This window comes from Belliella aquatica, assembly GCF_014637795.1.
Lineage (GTDB): Bacteria > Bacteroidota > Bacteroidia > Cytophagales > Cyclobacteriaceae > Belliella > Belliella aquatica.
Window position 1 is genome coordinate 38,534 of the sequence record NZ_BMFD01000010.1, and the last position, 17,776, is coordinate 56,309.

18 protein-coding genes are annotated in these 17,776 nt (G+C 37.2%); 6 read left to right on the forward strand and 12 right to left on the reverse strand.

Going from position 1 to position 17,776, the window contains the following annotated elements; all coding sequences use genetic code 11:
* Positions 1 to 60: 60 nt before the first annotated feature.
* The 5 genes from ftsY to IEV57_RS13530 form a co-directional block, all read right to left on the reverse strand.
* On the reverse strand, positions 61 to 1,020 hold the full coding sequence (gene ftsY, locus IEV57_RS13510; protein ID WP_188443576.1) for a signal recognition particle-docking protein FtsY: 960 nt from the start codon (positions 1,018 to 1,020) through the stop codon (positions 61 to 63).
* A gap of 90 nt (positions 1,021 to 1,110) precedes the next feature.
* Positions 1,111 to 1,263 carry a DUF4295 domain-containing protein gene (locus tag IEV57_RS13515; protein WP_089242417.1) on the reverse strand — a complete coding sequence of 51 codons (153 nt, stop codon included), beginning with the start codon at positions 1,261 to 1,263 and terminating at the stop codon, positions 1,111 to 1,113.
* 42 nt (positions 1,264 to 1,305) lie between these two features.
* Entirely contained in the window at positions 1,306 to 1,488 is a 183-nt protein-coding gene (rpmG, locus tag IEV57_RS13520; protein ID WP_014770901.1) for a 50S ribosomal protein L33, read from the reverse strand.
* Between the two features lie 31 nt (positions 1,489 to 1,519).
* Positions 1,520 to 1,762, reverse strand: a complete 243-nt coding sequence (gene rpmB / locus IEV57_RS13525; protein WP_188443577.1) for a 50S ribosomal protein L28 — start codon at positions 1,760 to 1,762, stop codon at positions 1,520 to 1,522.
* A gap of 273 nt (positions 1,763 to 2,035) precedes the next feature.
* Positions 2,036 to 2,203: a C1orf53 family protein gene (locus tag IEV57_RS13530; protein WP_188443578.1), complete on the reverse strand. Its 168-nt coding sequence runs from the start codon at positions 2,201 to 2,203 to the stop codon at positions 2,036 to 2,038.
* A 93-nt stretch (positions 2,204 to 2,296) separates the two neighbouring features.
* Here IEV57_RS13530 and rocD point away from each other — a divergent pair, with 93 nt between their 5' ends.
* From rocD to hemB, 5 genes are all read left to right on the forward strand, one after another.
* Complete coding sequence (gene rocD / locus IEV57_RS13535) at positions 2,297 to 3,571, forward strand: ornithine--oxo-acid transaminase (RefSeq protein ID WP_262916544.1); 1,275 nt, start codon at positions 2,297 to 2,299, stop codon at positions 3,569 to 3,571.
* A gap of 271 nt (positions 3,572 to 3,842) precedes the next feature.
* Entirely contained in the window at positions 3,843 to 4,493 is a 651-nt protein-coding gene (locus IEV57_RS13540) for an HAD family hydrolase (RefSeq protein WP_188443579.1), read from the forward strand.
* Between the two features lie 411 nt (positions 4,494 to 4,904).
* Entirely contained in the window at positions 4,905 to 6,116 is a 1,212-nt protein-coding gene (locus IEV57_RS13545; RefSeq protein WP_188443580.1) for a porin, read from the forward strand.
* 109 nt (positions 6,117 to 6,225) lie between these two features.
* Positions 6,226 to 6,738 (forward strand): TlpA family protein disulfide reductase, encoded by a 513-nt coding sequence (locus IEV57_RS13550; RefSeq protein WP_188443581.1) that lies wholly within the window; start codon positions 6,226 to 6,228, stop codon positions 6,736 to 6,738.
* Positions 6,739 to 6,767: 29 nt separating this feature from the next.
* Positions 6,768 to 7,739, forward strand: a complete 972-nt coding sequence (gene hemB / locus IEV57_RS13555) for a porphobilinogen synthase (RefSeq protein WP_188443582.1) — start codon at positions 6,768 to 6,770, stop codon at positions 7,737 to 7,739.
* Positions 7,740 to 8,415: 676 nt separating this feature from the next.
* Here hemB and dnaK read toward each other — a convergent pair.
* On the reverse strand, positions 8,416 to 10,332 hold the full coding sequence (gene dnaK / locus IEV57_RS13560; RefSeq protein WP_188443583.1) for a molecular chaperone DnaK: 1,917 nt from the start codon (positions 10,330 to 10,332) through the stop codon (positions 8,416 to 8,418).
* A gap of 507 nt (positions 10,333 to 10,839) precedes the next feature.
* Here dnaK and IEV57_RS13565 point away from each other — a divergent pair.
* Positions 10,840 to 11,640, forward strand: coding sequence for an MOSC domain-containing protein (locus IEV57_RS13565; protein ID WP_188443584.1), 801 nt, complete (start codon positions 10,840 to 10,842; stop codon positions 11,638 to 11,640).
* A gap of 213 nt (positions 11,641 to 11,853) precedes the next feature.
* Here the strand turns inward: IEV57_RS13565 and IEV57_RS13570 are convergent, their stop codons facing one another.
* The 6 genes from IEV57_RS13570 to IEV57_RS13595 form a co-directional block, all read right to left on the reverse strand.
* Entirely contained in the window at positions 11,854 to 12,612 is a 759-nt protein-coding gene (locus IEV57_RS13570; RefSeq protein ID WP_229744468.1) for a DUF6733 family protein, read from the reverse strand.
* 357 nt (positions 12,613 to 12,969) lie between these two features.
* Positions 12,970 to 13,995 (reverse strand): uroporphyrinogen decarboxylase, encoded by a 1,026-nt coding sequence (gene hemE / locus IEV57_RS13575; protein ID WP_188443585.1) that lies wholly within the window; start codon positions 13,993 to 13,995, stop codon positions 12,970 to 12,972.
* A gap of 98 nt (positions 13,996 to 14,093) precedes the next feature.
* Positions 14,094 to 14,636, reverse strand: coding sequence for a hypothetical protein (locus IEV57_RS13580; protein WP_188443586.1), 543 nt, complete (start codon positions 14,634 to 14,636; stop codon positions 14,094 to 14,096).
* 119 nt (positions 14,637 to 14,755) lie between these two features.
* Positions 14,756 to 15,268, reverse strand: coding sequence for a hypothetical protein (locus IEV57_RS13585; RefSeq protein ID WP_188443587.1), 513 nt, complete (start codon positions 15,266 to 15,268; stop codon positions 14,756 to 14,758).
* A gap of 1 nt (position 15,269) precedes the next feature.
* On the reverse strand, positions 15,270 to 15,848 hold the full coding sequence (locus tag IEV57_RS13590; protein WP_188443588.1) for a hypothetical protein: 579 nt from the start codon (positions 15,846 to 15,848) through the stop codon (positions 15,270 to 15,272).
* A 150-nt stretch (positions 15,849 to 15,998) separates the two neighbouring features.
* Entirely contained in the window at positions 15,999 to 17,771 is a 1,773-nt protein-coding gene (locus IEV57_RS13595) for an ABC transporter ATP-binding protein (RefSeq protein ID WP_188443589.1), read from the reverse strand.
* Positions 17,772 to 17,776: the final 5 nt, after the last annotated feature.

Sequence of the window (17,776 nt, forward strand, 5' to 3'; positions counted from 1 at the left end):
AAAGATTATGTGATTAGAACCTAAATTTTAATCACATAATCTTACAAAAATTGAGAGACTTTATTTTTTCTTTTTAAACAATGAATCAACAAATTCCTTTCTGTTAAAAACCTGAAGGTCAGTCATCTTTTCGCCTACACCAATGTACTTTACTGGTATTTTAAATTGATCTGAAATACCAATTACAACACCTCCTTTAGCGGTACCATCAAGCTTGGTGATTGCCAATGCATTGATATCCGTAGCTTTAGTAAATTCTTTAGCTTGTAAAAAGGCATTTTGGCCCGTCGAACCATCAAGCACAAGGAGAATCTCGTGGGGAGCATCATCGATAAACTTTTGCATCACCTTTTTAATTTTGGTAAGCTCATTCATCAAGTTTATTTTAGTGTGCAACCTACCAGCAGTATCTACTATTACAACATCAGCATTCATTTCCACAGCTTTCTTCACCGTATCAAAGGCAACAGATGCAGGATCGGTATTCATACCATGTGAAATCACAGGGACATCTACTCTTTTTCCCCAAAGAATCAATTGATCTACAGCAGCAGCCCTAAAAGTATCAGCAGCACCGAGCACCACTGATTTCCCAGCTTGCTTAAATTGATGAGCCAATTTCCCAATAGTTGTTGTCTTACCTACTCCGTTAACACCGACTACCATAATCACGTAGGGCTTTTTATCGGCTGGAAGATCAAAATCTGCTAAATCTACACTTTGATTTTCTTCTAATAAACCAATCACCTCTTGTCTGAGAATGAGATCCAACTCGGCAGTATTGATATATTTATCTCGGGAGACTCGTTCTTCTATTCTTCTTATGATCTTAATAGTAGTGTCTACCCCTACATCCGAAGTAATCAGAATCTCTTCGAGTTCATCTAGAATTTCTTCATCGACTTTAGATTTACCAACAACGGCCTTACCGAGTTTTGAAAAAATATTTTCACTAGATTTTTGAAGCCCTTGGTCAAGACTTTCCTTTTTCTCTTTGGAGAAAAATCCGAAAATTCCCATAATTTTTACAATTTGATCCCGAATATAATAAAAAAGTCCCTCTTGAGTCTTACTCAGAGGGACTTTATGTTTGCATCGAAGTGCAAAATATTATTTATTCAATGTATCCTGTACCATAGTGGTTGGAACCATTTCTTCTCTGAAGGTGTAAGCACCAGTTTTTTCAGACTTAACAGCCTTGATAACTTTAGCGTAAGTTACACCACCTTCTTTCTTTAGGGTTGCTACTACTTTCTTAGCCATATCTTTGAGGTTTATATAATGTCTTTCGACAGTATGCCTTGATTATTTAATTTCTTTGTGAACCGTTACTTTCTTCAAGATAGGGTTGAATTTTTTCAATTCCAATCTCTCAGTTGTATTCTTACGGTTTTTTGTTGTGATGTATCTTGAAGTACCTGGAACACCAGAAGCCTTATGCTCTGTACATTCCATAATCACTTGTACTCTGTTACCTTTCTTAGCCATAGCTCTGATTCTTTATAAAGAGTAATTCTAATTATTTAATGATAATGAAACCTTCGTTCTGAGCTTTTTTCAAAACTGAGCTGATACCATTTTTATTAATGGTTCTCAAAGCCTTTGAACAAACTTTCAAAGTGATCCAAGCATCTTCCTCAGGCACATAGAATGATTTCTTATGCAAGTTTGGAAGGAATTTACGCTTGGTCTTGTTGTTCGCGTGCGATACATTGTTACCTACTTGAGGTCTTTTACCGGTGATGTCACAAACTCTTGCCATGATATATGATCGTATTATTTAAGACGTTTTTATAATTGAGTCTGCAAATATCGGAGTTTTTGGTGAATTACCAAAAGACCTCAACAAAATAATTCCGTAAAGTTTTAAAAATGTGGGGGATTCGGGTAGATAAGAGATATGAGACGTAAGATGAGAGACTGTACAAATTGATAGTTTAGAAAATAGATGCTAGAGTTGAGAACATTCAGGAGATGAAACACCTCTTTAGCAGGAAAACTTTTATGGTAGTGATGTAAGCTAACTTTAAAATTTTTAACCTTTCAGTTCATCTTTGTATGGACAATGCTTGCAGCCACTATTACAACAATACCCTCTTCTAAGGTGATATTGTGCCGTGAAGACCATCAAACCATTTGAATTTATATAATAATCTCCAGGAATCAGCTTCATTGGTTCTGTCGGCTTCTTTTTTGAATTCATTCTATATCCTCTCTTGCTTTTACTATATTTGTGTGATTACAGTTTAATGTGCACTCCGCATTAAACTTAATACAAAGTAAAATTACAAATATTATGATGGAAACAATAAACTCAAGCAAACAAGCCATTGAATTGGAAGATAAATATGGTGCGCATAATTACCATCCGCTACCTGTAGTCCTTGCCAAAGGTGAAGGTGTATTTCTTTGGGATGTGGAAGGTAAAAAATACTTTGACTTTCTATCAGCCTATTCTGCTGTCAACCAGGGTCACTGCCACCCAAGAATCAAAGATGCTTTGATTGAACAAGCTGGAACTCTTACATTGACTTCCAGAGCTTTTTTCAACGATGTGCTTGGTCCATTTGAAAAGTATATTACTTCATACTTTGGGTTTGACAAGGTTCTGCCTATGAATACTGGTGCTGAAGGAGTAGAAACTGCCCTGAAAATCGCAAGAAAATGGGGTTACGAGAAAAAAGGCGTTGCTGAGAATGAAGCAGTGATCATAGTTGCGGAGAATAACTTTCATGGTAGAACGACTACAATCATCTCATTCTCCAATGATGAGAATGCTAGAAAAAACTTCGGCCCATACACACCAGGATTTGTCAAAATTCCTTACGACGATATCTCAGCCTTAGAAAAAGCATTGGAAGATAAAAATGTAGTGGCTTTTCTTGTAGAACCCATCCAAGGTGAGGCCGGTGTGTTTACGCCTGCTGATGATTATGTTAGAAAAGCTGCTGAAGCTTGTAAGGCTAAGAATGTTCTTTTCATCGCAGATGAAATCCAAACTGGAATTGCAAGAACAGGTTCTTTACTTGCAGTCTGTGGAAATTGTACCTGTGAAGCGCATTGTGAGAAACAAGAAACTTACACACAACCTGACATGCTGATTTTAGGAAAAGCAATTTCTGGTGGATTCTATCCTGTTTCAGCAGTGCTCGCCAATGATGATATCATGAATGTAATTAAGCCCGGGCAACATGGTTCTACTTTTGGAGGAAATCCACTAGGGGCGAAAGTTGCAATGGCTGCATTGGAAGTAGTGAGAGACGAAAACTTAGCTGTGAATGCTAGAAAACTTGGAAATATCTTCCGAGAAAGAATGCAAATACTTGTAGATAAGCATAACATTTTGAAATTAGTAAGAGGAAAAGGCCTACTCAACGCAGTAGTTGTCAACGATTCTGAAGAAAGCTCTACCGCTTGGGATATGTGTGTAGCCTTGAAAGACAATGGTCTCTTAGCCAAACCAACACATGGTAACATCATCCGCTTTGCTCCACCTTTAGTCATGACTGAGGATCAATTGCACGAGTGCTGTGATATTATCGAGAGGGTTGTTAAGCAATTTGATAATTGAATTATCACTTCGTCGCAATAGAGTAGAAAGGTTGAAATAACATCGAAATATCTTAGAGATAATTTGAAAGGGAATGTTTATGGAATTTAAATCCATAGCATTCCTTTTTTTAATGGTTTAATTTCTTGGATTGAAATTTTTCAAAAGCTTGCCCTTCATTTATAATACTTGATGGCACTTGTATTCAAAAACCTTAATACAATAACATCCTGTGACATTCCAATTGTAAGCTTTACCTTTGCCCGTAAATAATAACAAAACCTATTTCCCTATGCTAAAAGCAATTATTTTCGATATGGACGGAGTGATCTGCCATACAAATCCATTTCATTCCATGGCATTCAAGTCATTTTTTGCGAAAAGAAATATGCACCCCACAGAAGATGAATTTGTCAAACACATGTATGGCAAAAGTAACTCATATATCATGAGCCACTTCTTTGAGCGACAAATCGAAGGTGAAGAACTCTTGAGACTTGAAAACGAGAAAGAGAGCTTGTTCAGAGAAATCTATGTTGATAAAGTCGACCCTATCGCAGGCTACATGCAATTCCTAGAGAGCATTAAATCCAACAAACTACTTACTGGAGTCGCAACATCAGCACCTTTAGCAAACTTGGAAATGATAGCTAGCAAACTTAACCTATTAGACAAAATGGAGTCTACATTAGCAAGTGAGCATGTCAGCAAACATAAACCGGACCCCGAAGTCTATTTGAAATCCGCCGATAATCTCAAGGTTTCTCCAAAAAACTGCCTTGTCTTTGAAGACTCTTTTTCTGGAGTTTCAGCTGCTTTGAATGCAGGTATGAAGGTAGTCGGAGTACTCTCTTCACACACCAAAGAAGAACTGCCTCCTTGTGATTTGTACATTGATGATTATAAAAACCTCAAACTAGAGACAGTATTAAGACTATTTTAGTCTAAGCTTGACACTCTACGCTGTCTAAATGTTATGAAACATTTGACAGCGTTTATTTTTTGAGTTTTGTAGATCCTTCTTCTTTGAAGTAAGTGTCTTTATGAAATTTTTCAAATCAAATCGTATATTAAAAACAAATAGATTGATCATCAGAAACGATTTTGGGCTTAACAATTTTTTGCCCTAAACTTAACATTCCAATTTTCTTAACAATTCGATAATGATGAAAAAAAGTCTAATATTACTTTTTCGATTGATTTATAATGATTTGAATAAAGTATGGAGCTAATAACATTTTTTGAAGCTTGCTCTACATAACAAATAATTAATCTCTACATCATCATAAAGAAATATTAGCTCCTCACCTTTGTGGCGCTGTACAATACTTCTTATTTAAAAATACTTTCCGGTATGCGAATCAAAATCGCTATGGCTATCGTCTTAGGATTGATAGTCTTCTCCAAGGATGTTTTTGCAAGGGACATCCAAAGAGATTCTACCGCAGTGGAAGAGGTCCTAGCCCCTTTGAAAAAAGGTTGGTTTGAAACTATTCAATTGCGTGGCTATGCCCAGTTGCGGTATAACAGATTATTTGAAACCAACCCCAACTTATCATGTGATCAATGTGACAAGTCATGGGGTGACAATGGGGGATTTTTCTTTCGTCGAATTAGACTTATCTTTTTTGGTCAAATCCATGAAAGAGTTTATTTCTATATCCAGCCAGATTTAGCTTCCGGAGGAAATAATTTTGCTCAAATCCGAGATGCTTATTTTGATCTTGGCCTTGATGCAAAACAAGAATTCAGATTAAGAATTGGACAAAGTAAAGTTCCTTTTGGCTTCGAAAACCTGCAATCTAGTCAAAATAGAATCCCACTTGACAGACATGATGGCCTTAACTCCGCAGTCGCCAATGAACGTGATATTGGAGTAATGTTTTACTACGCACCAACTGTAGCAAGAGAACGGTTCCGCCATTTGGTATCCTCAGGACTTAAAGGGTCAGGAGACTACGGGGTCTTTGGATTAGGCCTGTACAATGGGCAAACCGCAAACCAGCCAGATAAGAACAATTCCCTACATGTTGTCTCCAGGTTAACTTATCCTTTTGAATTACCATCAGGCCAAATCATCGAAACCTCACTTCAAGGATACACTGGGAAGTTTGTCATAAACAGAAATCCGCAAACAGATTTTGATCAAACAGAATTCAGGGAATTTCGATACGGCCCAAGTTTCATTCTCTACCCCCAACCTTTTGGTATTCAAGCTGAATTCAATTGGGGAAGAGGTCCTGAATATGACCCAGAAACAAATACCGTAAATGATGCACCCTTGGAAGGCGGCTACGTTTTAGCTTCATATTTCCTTAAAAAAGGCGGAGATGTATTTATCCCATTCACCAGATATCACTACTACAAAGGTGGCAAGAAACATGAATTAGATGCGACCAAACATCGCGTAAAAGAACTTGAAATTGGTGTAGAATGGCAACCACATAGAAACTTTGAATTGGTAGCTATGTACACCATATCGGATAGAACATTTGAGAATTCTCTTAACCCTAATAACAGGCAAAACGGCTCCTTGCTGAGGTTACAAGCACAAGTCAATTTCTAAGAAATTAAGTTTAGTATATTTATCTATTAAAGCAAGCGGTTGTATCGCTTGCTTTTTTTTGTTTTTTAAACTAAAGATTATATATTTAAAAACACTTAACACACACACTATGAAAATTCTTGTTTCAATACTTACAATTTGCTCCTTCCTTCTTTTTTCTGGAAATGAAAAAGAGCATGTCAATTACAAGGAAGAAATGAATAAAACATTTGGCAAAAACTCCGAAATCCCTGAGCTTTTAGCTGGAGAAGTTGCTGTCATCAATATCTGGGCAACGTGGTGCGGACCTTGTATTCGTGAAATTCCTGAGATGAATAAAATTGTCAAAGAATACGAAGGCAAAAGTGTAAGGTTTTTGGCATTTTCAGATGAACCTATGAGTACATTCAAGGCTTTTCAGAAAAAAAGACCCGATTTTGAATTCGCCTACGAAGTCAGTTTTGGAAATCAAAAAGCAATCAACCTTCTCAAATCATTAGAAAAGCAAAGAGGAGGTTCAGCGATTCCAATTCATATTTTGATTGATAAAGAGGGCCAAGTAGTAGACGTGTTTATTGGAGCATCTTCTGCAAATATTCAAAAGATTAAGCGCTTTCTAAATGAACACGCTTCTGCTGAATAGTGTTAACTTTGTGTCAAAATCAACCAACTATGCAAAGAAGACCAAGAAGAAATAGAAAGTCTCAAGCCATTAGAAATATGGTAGAAGAAACGCGGCTTTCTGTCAAAGACTTTATATTTCCCATGTTCCTAATCGACGGGATCAATCAAAAAATAGAAGTGGCTTCCATGCCAGGAATTTATAGATATTCTTTGGATTTGATGTTGAAGGAAATAGAGGAATGTGTCAATTTAGGTATCATGGCTTTTGATATTTTCCCTGCCTATCCCGAATCTAAAAAGGATAAATTTGCTACAGAAAGCTATCAATCTGACACTTTTTACCTCAAAGCAATTCATAAAATCAAAACCACATTTCCAGAAATTGTTGTCATGACTGATGTTGCCATGGATCCCTATAGTTCTGATGGACATGATGGCTTGGTAGAGAATGGCAAAATCCTCAATGATGAAACTTTGGAGATCTTAGGGAAAATGTCACTTGCACAGGCCCAGGCCGGAGCAGACATCCTTGGTCCCTCTGACATGATGGATGGAAGGGTTGGATTCATCAGAAATGTCTTGGACGAAAATGGCTACACAGATGTGTCAATCATGTCCTATACCGCCAAGTACGCATCTGCTTTTTATGGTCCATTTAGAGATGCACTTGATTCTGCACCAAAATCTGGAGATAAAAAAACTTATCAAATGGATTCTGCCAACTATCATGAAGCCATGATTGAGGCAGATTTGGATACGGAAGAAGGGGCTGATTTCTTAATGGTAAAACCTGCCCTAGCATATTTAGATGTGATCCGACTTTTGAAAGACAACTCCAATTTACCCATCGCTGCATACAATGTAAGTGGAGAATACGCCATGATCAAAGCTTCTGCAGAAAGAGGTTGGCTGGATGGAGAACGCGCCATGTTAGAGTCCCTCCTCAGCATCAAACGCGCCGGAGCAAATGTGATTTTGAGTTATTTCGCAAAGGAGTTTGCTCTTCTAAATAAAGGATAGAAGAACTTGTCCGCAGAGTCGGATTGGAAGATTTAAAAATTTTGAGATTATCAATTGGAATGGTGCTTTAGCCCATCCTTACCAAGCATCTCCATATATTTAAGGCTTTAGCCAAACCCTATTATTTCAGAATGTGCATTCTGGGAATATTTTTTGGCTAAAGCCCTTTCCCAATTTATATCTTATTTTCCTCCAGCTAAAGCAGGAGGCAATTCAAAAGGAATTCACCCTTGTTACTAGCGATTTGAAAATTTTTGAGAATATCAATTGGGATGGTGCTTTAGCCCATCCATTTGAAATATTGATATGAATCAAAAGGCTTTAGCCAAATATTTTTCCTTTTTAGTGATCTTTTGGCTAAAACCTTCTCTCAATTTATATCTTCTTTTCCTTTAGCTAAAAAAGGAGGAAATTGAAAAACATATACTCGGTTTCCCAGAACCCTTGAATCTCATATCTTACATCTTGTTTCTTATATCTCAAACATACCTCGTTAGAACGAGACCTCTCCTAGCGTCGAGGTGACGCAATCCATAAAATACTATAGGCTCTCTCGAGCTAGTAATTCTTGTGTCTTATATCTTATGTCTTGCATCATGATTCTCATATCGAAAAAAAAAAAAGGCACCCGTATCAGATACAGGTGCCTTTTCTATTAATTAGAAGCTAAATTAACTTACTTTTTATCTTCTGATACTTCTTCGTAATCTACATCAGAAACACCATCACCAGCTTCTGCTGAACCTCCAGCATTTGCTTCAGCTCCCGGCTGTGCACCTTCAGCCCCAGCCGCACTATACATTTCCTGAGAAGCTGCTTCCCAAGCCTTGTTTAGTCCTTCCATTGCCGAATCAATCCCTGCCAAGTCTTGAGACTGATGTGCAGTTTTCAATGTCTCCAATGCAGAAGAGATATTCGCTTTATTACCATCGGATAACTTATCACCATATTCTTTCAACTGTTTCTCAGTTTGGAAGATTAAGCTATCAGCTCCATTGAGTTTTTCGATTTTCTCTTTCTCAGCTTTATCGCCAGCAGCATTTGCTTCTGCCTCTTTTTTCATTCTTTCGATATCATCCTGAGACAATCCTGAAGAAGCTTCGATTTTGATTTTTTGCTCTTTTCCAGTTCCTTTATCTTTCGCAGATACATTAAGGATACCATTTGCATCAATATCGAAAGTTACTTCGATTTGAGGAACTCCTCTTTGTGCTGGTGGAATATCGCTCAATTGGAATCTACCAATAGATCTGTTGTCTTTTGCCATTGGTCTTTCTCCTTGCAATACGTGGATATCTACAGCAGGCTGATTGTCAGCAGCGGTAGAGAATACCTCAGACTTTTTAGATGGAATAGTCGTATTTGACTCAATCAATTTAGTGAATACTCCACCCATGGTTTCGATACCAAGAGATAGAGGAGTTACGTCTAGCAACAACACATCCTTAACCTCTCCAGTCAAAACACCACCTTGAATTGCAGCACCAATAGCTACTACTTCATCAGGATTTACACCTTTTGAAGGCTTCTTTCCAAAGAATTTTTCAACTTCTTCCTGAATTTTAGGAATCCTTGTAGAACCACCTACTAAGATGACTTCATCTATATCAGAAGCTGTCATTCCAGCATCTTTCAAAGCTTTGATACATGGATCCATAGATCTCTTTACCAACGACTCAGAAAGTTGCTCAAATTTCGCTCTACTCAATGTCCTTACTAAGTGCTTTGGGCCTGTTTGTGTCGCAGTGATATAAGGCAAGTTGATTTCAGTAGAAGAAGAACTTGACAACTCAATTTTAGCTTTTTCCGCTGCCTCTTTCAGTCTCTGAAGTGCCATTGGATCTTGCTTTAGATCAATTTGCTCCTCTGATTTGAACTCGTCAGCAAGCCAGTTAATGATTACTTGGTCAAAGTCATCGCCACCTAGGTGAACATCACCGTTGGTAGATTTTACTTCGAATACACCATCACCCAATTCCAAGATAGACACGTCAAATGTACCACCACCAAGGTCATACACTGCGATTTTCATATCCTGATTTTTCTTATCCATTCCGTATGCCAATGCCGCAGCAGTTGGCTCGTTGATGATTCGTTTTACTTCAAGACCTGCAATTTGCCCAGCTTCTTTAGTCGCTTGACGCTCAGCATCATTGAAGTATGCTGGAACAGTGATCACTGCTTCAGTAACTTCTTGTCCCAAGAAATCTTCCGCTGTACTCTTCATTTTTTGAAGAATCATTGCAGAAAGCTCCTGAGGAGTATAAGATCTATCGCCTATTTTTACTACAACAGTGTCGTTAGATCCCTGCTCTACTTTATAAGAAGCGTGTTTCTTGTCTTCTGATACTTCAGAAAACTTCTTACCCATAAATCTTTTTACGGAGGAAATTGTATTTGCTGGGTTTGTGATTGCCTGACGTTTTGCAGGATCACCTACTTTTCTTTCACCGTTTCCATTATCCAAGAATGCCACGATAGAAGGTGTTGTTCTTCTACCCTCACTATTTTGGATGACCACTGGCTCGTTACCTTCCATTACAGCAACACAAGAGTTCGTAGTACCCAAGTCTATACCTATGATTTTTCCCATGATTTTATATTTTTATTTTTTGATTACAGAATTTAAACTACAAATCACCTATTGACAAGGGTTGTGCCAAGGGACTTGTGGTCAAAAATCACGTCAGATTGTCAGTTTGAATTGTCAAAATAAAAGAAGAAGCCTGACATGATTTTCCAAAATCATAAAAAGTACATGACAAAAACTCCTTCATATTTGAACTTAATTTGACATCACATGCAACCATTTTATTAAATTCTGTATCTTAGTGTTGTGGTTAGCAATAATTTAAAGAAACGGGAAAAAGAGAGATTAAGATGGAGCATGGCTTTTCTTATCTGTTTGGCTACGGCACTATTTTTTTCTTACGAGCCTTCACAAAGCAATTTTTTAGGGAGAATAATCAACCCCATAGAATTTTTGAAAATGGAACAAGAAAATCAGTTCCAGAAAATATTCACCAAATTCTTCACTCCAGAAATCCCTGAAAGATTTAAAAGATTGTAATTTTAGCTTTATTCACTTTATCCTGTCAACATGCATTTAAGCGGCATTTATATTTACCCAATCAAATCTTTGGGAGGCATCAGTTTGTCTGAAGCAATTTTAGAAGAAAGAGGAATTCAACATGACCGAAGATGGATGCTGGTGGATGAATCAGGGATGTTTTTATCCCAAAGAACTTTTCCAAAAATGGCCCTTCTTCAAGTCAATCTTATTGCTGATGGACTTTTGATAACAGACAAAAAAAACAGTGAAATCAGCATTTCAATTCCCTTTGAACCAAAAAGCACCTTAAAAAAATCAGTAACTATTTGGGAAGATACCGTCGAAGCTCAATTGGTGGACGATAAGGTCAGCCAATGGTTTTCTGAGCAACTTGGTATGACCTGTGACTTGGTAATCATGCCTGATAGTACACAGAGAAGGCTAAAAGAAAAATATGCTGTCAATGGTGAGTCAGTCAGCTTTGCAGATGGTATGCCATACCTTGTAATCGGGCAGTCCTCATTAGATGATTTGAATGAGAAGCTAGAAAATCCAGTTCCGATGGATAGATTTAGGCCGAATTTTATCTTTGAAGGAGGTGAAGATTTTATTGAAGACTCTTGGAAAGAAATCCAAATTGGGGATGCAGTTTTCAAAATCACAAAGCCTTGTGCACGCTGCGTCATGACCACAGTAAACCAAGATGACGCAAGTAAAAGCAAAGAGCCACTTAGAACTTTAGCGAGCTACAGAACAGTAAATGGAAACGTAATGTTTGGTCAAAATATGCTATTGCTAAGTGGTCAAAAAGTGAAAATTGGTGATCAAATAGGGCCAATAAAAAATTAATATAATTTGCTGTATTGACATTTGACACAAATATTTAAATCAAATTCAGGTAAGGGCATTTTGTCAACAGTCAGCGACTAACGGTCCACAGCATAAAAAATATTACACTTATAGAATTTTCATTAACTATTGATTTGAAAGCGGATATCCATTTTCAATAAAAAAGCCCACTCTTTATACAGAGTGAGCTTTAGATTAGATCGTATGATTTTCTTAGAAGCTAAATCCTGTGGTCACCTTGAAGAAAGAATCATTTCCCTCAACTAAGTCAGTACCAAAAGACAACCTCGCGAAAGCACCACCTGATGGCTTACTAAATTGGACATATGGACCCAACCATTGATACACATCTGTAGAACTAGTCACTTCCGATCCACCTGTGTTGATCAAGTGTTCGTAATGTGCTCCGATAGATAAGAATTCAGAAGCCTTAAAACCGAAGTTTGCCCAATAATGCAAATAGGACAGTGTGGTTCCACCTGTTGGCGCTTCATTCCTTAAAGGCGCATAAAACCCTAAATAAATCTCTCCTTCAGTTTTAGCTTTATCCAAACCAATAGTCAAGTTTGGGACAATACCATCACCAAAGATTGAAGGTCCTGCTGTCCCTGAGGAAAGCAAATTACCACCTGTAATTCCGATTTGAGGGCTCACACTGATACCTTCGGCAGGTTCAAAACCTACTCCAACTCCGAATTCAGTCCAGTTTCCCCAACCTCCACCGGAACCTTGATTACCTCCTGTACCACCTGACCAAAGTATGCCGTAAAAAGTAAAGTCAACTTTTTCATTGACACTGTAAGAACCAGAGAAGAATGGATAGAATCCAAAGAACTGATCTGAGTTGAGCGTAACACTCATACTGAATTTATCATCGGCTTCTTGAGCATATGATGGAGAGTAAGCAATCGCTGCGCAAAGCATGGTCAAGGTAAATACCTTTGCAGCCATTTTTGTAAATCTGTTTTTCATTTGTTTAATAGGTTTTGTTAGAAATAGGTTTGAAATAAACCATCAAAAAACATTTATAATGTATTATTAATGATTTATGGTTTTAAATTTAACCACTATTTCATAAAATACAATATTTTTTAATTTTTATGATCTAAATTTCAACCAATTCAATCAATTATTACAGATTTTTTAATAAAATCGATTGAATATTACGCCGCGAAAGAAATGCTAGTACACAATGGGAAATAAAAAAAAGCCCCAAGGGTAACTTGGAGCTTTCTTATTTTCTCAAATGAGATTATGCTTTTTAATGAAAATCTACTTGATTATTTACTCAGTGGCAATGTCTGAAACGGATCAACACCGTATTCAAGGTTATCTATAAGCTTTTACAGTTTCAATAAATACTTTCACCATTTCAGGATTGATATCAGGATAAACACCATGACCAAGATTAGCAATATGTCTCGTTCCTTTGAACTGATCAAGCATCAAGACCGTGGCAGCCTCTACTTCTTTTGGTGATCCATAGAGTGCGGCAGGATCTAGATTACCTTGTAGCGTCTTGTTTGCTCCAATCATCTTCCTAGACTCGGCGATTCCCATATTCCAATCCAACCCAATCGTCTCGCAATTCAATTTTCCCATTTGTTCTCTTGCGAAGAAGGCACCTTTAGCAAAAACAGTTTTGGGGACTTCTGTGACCGCATCACAGATCTGGGAGATATATTTTAAAGAAAACTCCTCATAATGGTTTGGAGGAAGTATTCCAGCCCAGCTATCAAATAACTGTACGAGATTAACTCCAGCGGCTATTTGTGCTTTGAGATAATTTATCGTACTGTCTGTAATCATTTGGAGCAATTGATGAGATAATGCTGGCTCAGTATAAAGCATCGCTCTCGCTTTTGAAAAAGTCTTGCTTCCAGAACCTTCGATCATGTAAGCAAATATCGTCCAAGGTGCTCCAGCAAAACCAATCAATGGCACTCTGCCATTCAATGCTTTTTTAGTGATTTTGATGGCTTCGATTACATAGCTGAGATCATCAACACCATCTGCAATTCTTAGTTTTTTCAAATCTGCAGCTGAACTCACCACATTTGGAAACCAAGGCCCACGCTTTTCGACCATTTCGTAAGGCAAGCCCATGGCTTCGGGAATAACCAAAATATCAGAAAAAATAATCGCTGCATCCACTCCAAGTAAATCTACTGGCTGAATAGTCACTTCAGCAGCCAATTCAGGTGTCTGCGCTAATTCTATAAATCCACTAACACTATTTCGTACAGCTCTATACTCAGGCAAAATTCTACCTGCTTGTCTCATCAGCCAAACAGGAGTTCTTTCTACAGTTTCGCCTTTGGCGGCTCTTAATAGGAGGTCGTTTTTTAAATTCATCGTGCAAAGATAAGATAGGAAATTTTATTTCGTGATATACGGAGAAAAAATCAAAATAGACCAAAAATAAAAAGCCTCGCTAGGAGGCTTTTCAAAAGTTAATTTTTCGGCTGAAGTTTGATAACATCAGCATCTGTTTTCCCAAGCATGTCCATGACAGCATCATAATCATCAAAGTTTACTCTAGAGTTAGCTGATGCAAAGTCTGCCGGTATGATGACAACCCTAAAGACCTGATTTGTTGTAAATTCAGAAGGAAGCGTACTTAGATTAAAATTACCCTCCATAAAGAAGGTAAAATCGAACCTTGTGAAGTCATAATTATAAGAGAAAACCCCATTAGAAAACTCAAAGTTAACCTGTGGCAGCGCTCTCCAAACATCTGTATTATTCTCCACATCCCATAAAATAAACGCAAGCAATTTATCACTAGGCTCTATAGGTGGATTAAATTCAAAGATGTCTGACTTAAAACCATTGACTGAATTAAAGTTAACATTTTCGACTTCGAAAACTTCGCCAAGAATAGTTATACCATCTAAACCATCTCTTCCATCAAATCCTGGAGGGCCTGGAGGGCCTTCACATGCAAAAAAGGCACTTAAGCCTAAGACCATTATTACTTTGATTAGATTTTTCATAGGAATGTGATTTAAGGTGAAATATAAGTTAAGGACGAATCTAAAGAGATAGGGTTGCTATTCCTGTCTTTAAGAAATCGAATTGCTAAAACTGTACCAATAATTTTAACAAAGTGAATTTAATTTTCAATAATTCCAATCACATGTACCTCTTCTTTTGCAACAATTTTATCGATAAAAATAGTTGGTGACTTAAGATTATTCTCTTTTGAGAATTCAAATATCTTATTTTTCACTTTATTTGGACCTGGCATTACAAATCTATGTGCATTTATTTTTGCTAAGACAGCTTGACTGGATTGAAATGATTTTTTTTCGAATTCAGATAAAATTCTATCAAATTCTACCCCGACAAAAACTTCCATCGTATCTAATTTTCCTGCAGGCTCGGTAACGTAAATTGTATAAAAGGGAATACTTTCTTCTTTTGCCAATTTTATTACTTGCTCAAAAGTTTGACCCAATTTTTCATCTTGTGGTGTACCTCTATATGCTAAGCCTTGCAACTTCAGTTCAAAAGATTCCAGTGATTCAACTTCAATCTCGTTAAAACCTCCCAATCTATCGAACTGAAAAAGTCCCACTGCTACCAATACAAGTAAGCTAGTAACGCCAATTATCCACTTTTTCATGTTAGAATAAATATCTCACACCTAGGCCACCTTGCAATTTTAAATGACCAAATCTATCCAAGAACTCCACAAACATTCCTATTTCAGCAAATACACTAATTGGCAAATCATCAAAATAGTATTCCCCACCTCCGAAAATCTCAGGGCCGAAGTCAATATTTCTTCTGCTGTCTCTCAAAAGTATTCCAGCTGATCCATCCGTGTAAGCATAATCTACTCTCGTTGATCTCAATTGAACACCAACTCCCGCGTAGGCTAGAAAATAACCTACTTCAATATTCAAATCATCTGTAATATCTTCATGATATGCCGCTCTTAAATTAAAAGCAAAAGAACTCCCTGTACTGTGACTAGTATAAAAAGCATTTGGGCTTGGCCTGTTATTGTCAAAAGACCTTTGATAGTATTGATTACTATTGATCCCAGCTCTTCCAAACATTCCCTCGATGGCAATATTATCATCTAGAAACTTTTTGTAGGTGATTGATAAGGGTTCTCCCAATCTCAATCCAATTCCATCTTCTTGTGCATTTGCAAAAATAGGGGCCAATAAGATGGCGAAAATCAGTAACTTTTTCACTTTATATTTATTTATTGGTTTAGTAATTGAATTTTAAACGTCGACAAAGGATGACCTGTTGCCTATTTATTTTGATTTTATTCCTAAAAAACAAAATCCCAAGGATTTCCTAAAGAAACTGAAACGACTTCGTAATAATCAACCAACAGATCAAATGACCATGGATTTCATTTGCATTTTATGAAGGTTAGCATAGTAACCATCGAGTTCTAATAAAGAATCGTGCGTACCAACCTCTTTAATCTCTCCTTGATGAAGGACTATGATTTTATTTGCTTTTTGAATAGTGGACAACCTGTGTGCTATGACGATCGAGGTCCTACCTGTCATCATTTTATCAATCGCTTTCTGAATTAAGCCCTCTGTCTCCGTATCAACTGATGAAGTAGCTTCATCCAAAATGATAATCTCAGGATTATAAACCATCGCCCGAACAAAGGAAATCAGTTGCCTTTGACCAACAGATAAGGTGGCACCACGTTCCATCACATTGTAATCCAATCCTCCAGGAAGACGTTCGATAAACTTCTTCGCCCCAACCAATTTAGCTGCGTGCATCACCTGTTCTCTACTTATATCAGGATTGCCTAGCGTGATATTGTAATAGATTGTGTCAGAAAACAGAAACACATCTTGTAAGACTACCCCAATATGCTTCCTCAGCGTGCCCAACTCAAAATCTTTGACGTCGGTTCCATCGATTTTAATAGAGCCCTTATTGATTTCGTAAAATCTGCTGATCAAGTTGATAATTGAAGATTTCCCAGCCCCTGTTGCTCCCACTAATGCAATGGTTTCTCCATGTTTTACTTCAAAATTGATATTTTTCAATACGTATTCTTCATCATTATAGGCGAACCAGACATCTTTCAGCGCGATGTCTCCTTTTAGTTTTTCAGGTTTAAAATTACCCTCATTAGCAATATTTTCATCGCTATCGAGTAGTTTGAAAATACGAGATGAACTTACTACGCCAAGCTGAAGCGTATTGAATCTATCTGCAATCATTCTAATGGGACGAAAGAAAAGCTGCAGATACATGATAAATGAAATCAAGACACCCACCTGAATATCCAAATCAAAAACACCCGTTGCTCCATACCACACAACCAATCCTATTCCAAAAGCTTGAATAATCTCTGCTACAGGGAAATAAATTGAATAATAAAGAACAGATCTTACGTGTGCTTTTTTATGGTCAATATTGATGTCTTTAAATTTTTCATACTCTCTCTTTTCGCGATTGAATATCTGAACAATGTTCATCCCTGTGATATGCTCTTGCAGAAACGAATTAAGATTAGACACTGCATTTCGAACATCATTGAAGGCAACTTTGATTTTTTCCTTGAAAACATAGGTCGAAATAATCAAAAAAGGAAGCGTACACAAACTCACTAAGGTCAGCTGCCAATCAATATAAAACATTACAGCCGAAATCGTCACCAGCTGCAATAAATCACCAATAATCGCCGCTAAGCCTTCACTGAAGACATCAGCAAGCGTTTCAATATCTGAAACATTTCTTGTTACCAACCTACCTATTGGTGTATTATCAAAAAATTTCAGCCTCATTTTTAATAAATGTCTGTAAAGTTTGATTCTAATATCTCTAATAATCACCTGTCCAATCCAACCAGACAAATAGGTGTGGACAAACTGAACGAAAGCTTGGAGAATCATCAAGCCGACTAAAAGATAGATAATTTGAACTAAACCAGCCTTATCCCCTAGAGCCACATAATCATCTATCGCTATTTGAATGAAATAGGGCCTAGTCGGCGCAAGTATTGCCAAGGCCAATGTCAAAAAGATCAACAGGTAAAACTTCCCCTTGTAAGGTTGAATAAACTCATAGAGCTTTTTCAACACCTTTGTATCAAGGATTTCACCGCTTTTTATATTTTCTTGTTCAAGACTCAAGTTGA

Coding starts and splice junctions, on each gene's coding strand:
- ftsY (WP_188443576.1), bottom strand. CDS start 1,020: ATGGGAATTTTCGGATTTTTCTCCAAAGAGAAAAAGGAAAGTCTTGAC.
- IEV57_RS13515 (WP_089242417.1), bottom strand. CDS start 1,263: ATGGCTAAGAAAGTAGTAGCAACCCTAAAGAAAGAAGGTGGTGTAACT.
- rpmG (WP_014770901.1), bottom strand. CDS start 1,488: ATGGCTAAGAAAGGTAACAGAGTACAAGTGATTATGGAATGTACAGAG.
- rpmB (WP_188443577.1), bottom strand. CDS start 1,762: ATGGCAAGAGTTTGTGACATCACCGGTAAAAGACCTCAAGTAGGTAAC.
- IEV57_RS13530 (WP_188443578.1), bottom strand. CDS start 2,203: ATGAATTCAAAAAAGAAGCCGACAGAACCAATGAAGCTGATTCCTGGA.
- rocD (WP_262916544.1), top strand. CDS start 2,297: ATGATGGAAACAATAAACTCAAGCAAACAAGCCATTGAATTGGAAGAT.
- IEV57_RS13540 (WP_188443579.1), top strand. CDS start 3,843: ATGCTAAAAGCAATTATTTTCGATATGGACGGAGTGATCTGCCATACA.
- IEV57_RS13545 (WP_188443580.1), top strand. CDS start 4,905: ATGCGAATCAAAATCGCTATGGCTATCGTCTTAGGATTGATAGTCTTC.
- IEV57_RS13550 (WP_188443581.1), top strand. CDS start 6,226: ATGAAAATTCTTGTTTCAATACTTACAATTTGCTCCTTCCTTCTTTTT.
- hemB (WP_188443582.1), top strand. CDS start 6,768: ATGCAAAGAAGACCAAGAAGAAATAGAAAGTCTCAAGCCATTAGAAAT.
- dnaK (WP_188443583.1), bottom strand. CDS start 10,332: ATGGGAAAAATCATAGGTATAGACTTGGGTACTACGAACTCTTGTGTT.
- IEV57_RS13565 (WP_188443584.1), top strand. CDS start 10,840: ATGCATTTAAGCGGCATTTATATTTACCCAATCAAATCTTTGGGAGGC.
- IEV57_RS13570 (WP_229744468.1), bottom strand. CDS start 12,612: ATGAAAAACAGATTTACAAAAATGGCTGCAAAGGTATTTACCTTGACC.
- hemE (WP_188443585.1), bottom strand. CDS start 13,995: ATGAATTTAAAAAACGACCTCCTATTAAGAGCCGCCAAAGGCGAAACT.
- IEV57_RS13580 (WP_188443586.1), bottom strand. CDS start 14,636: ATGAAAAATCTAATCAAAGTAATAATGGTCTTAGGCTTAAGTGCCTTT.
- IEV57_RS13585 (WP_188443587.1), bottom strand. CDS start 15,268: ATGAAAAAGTGGATAATTGGCGTTACTAGCTTACTTGTATTGGTAGCA.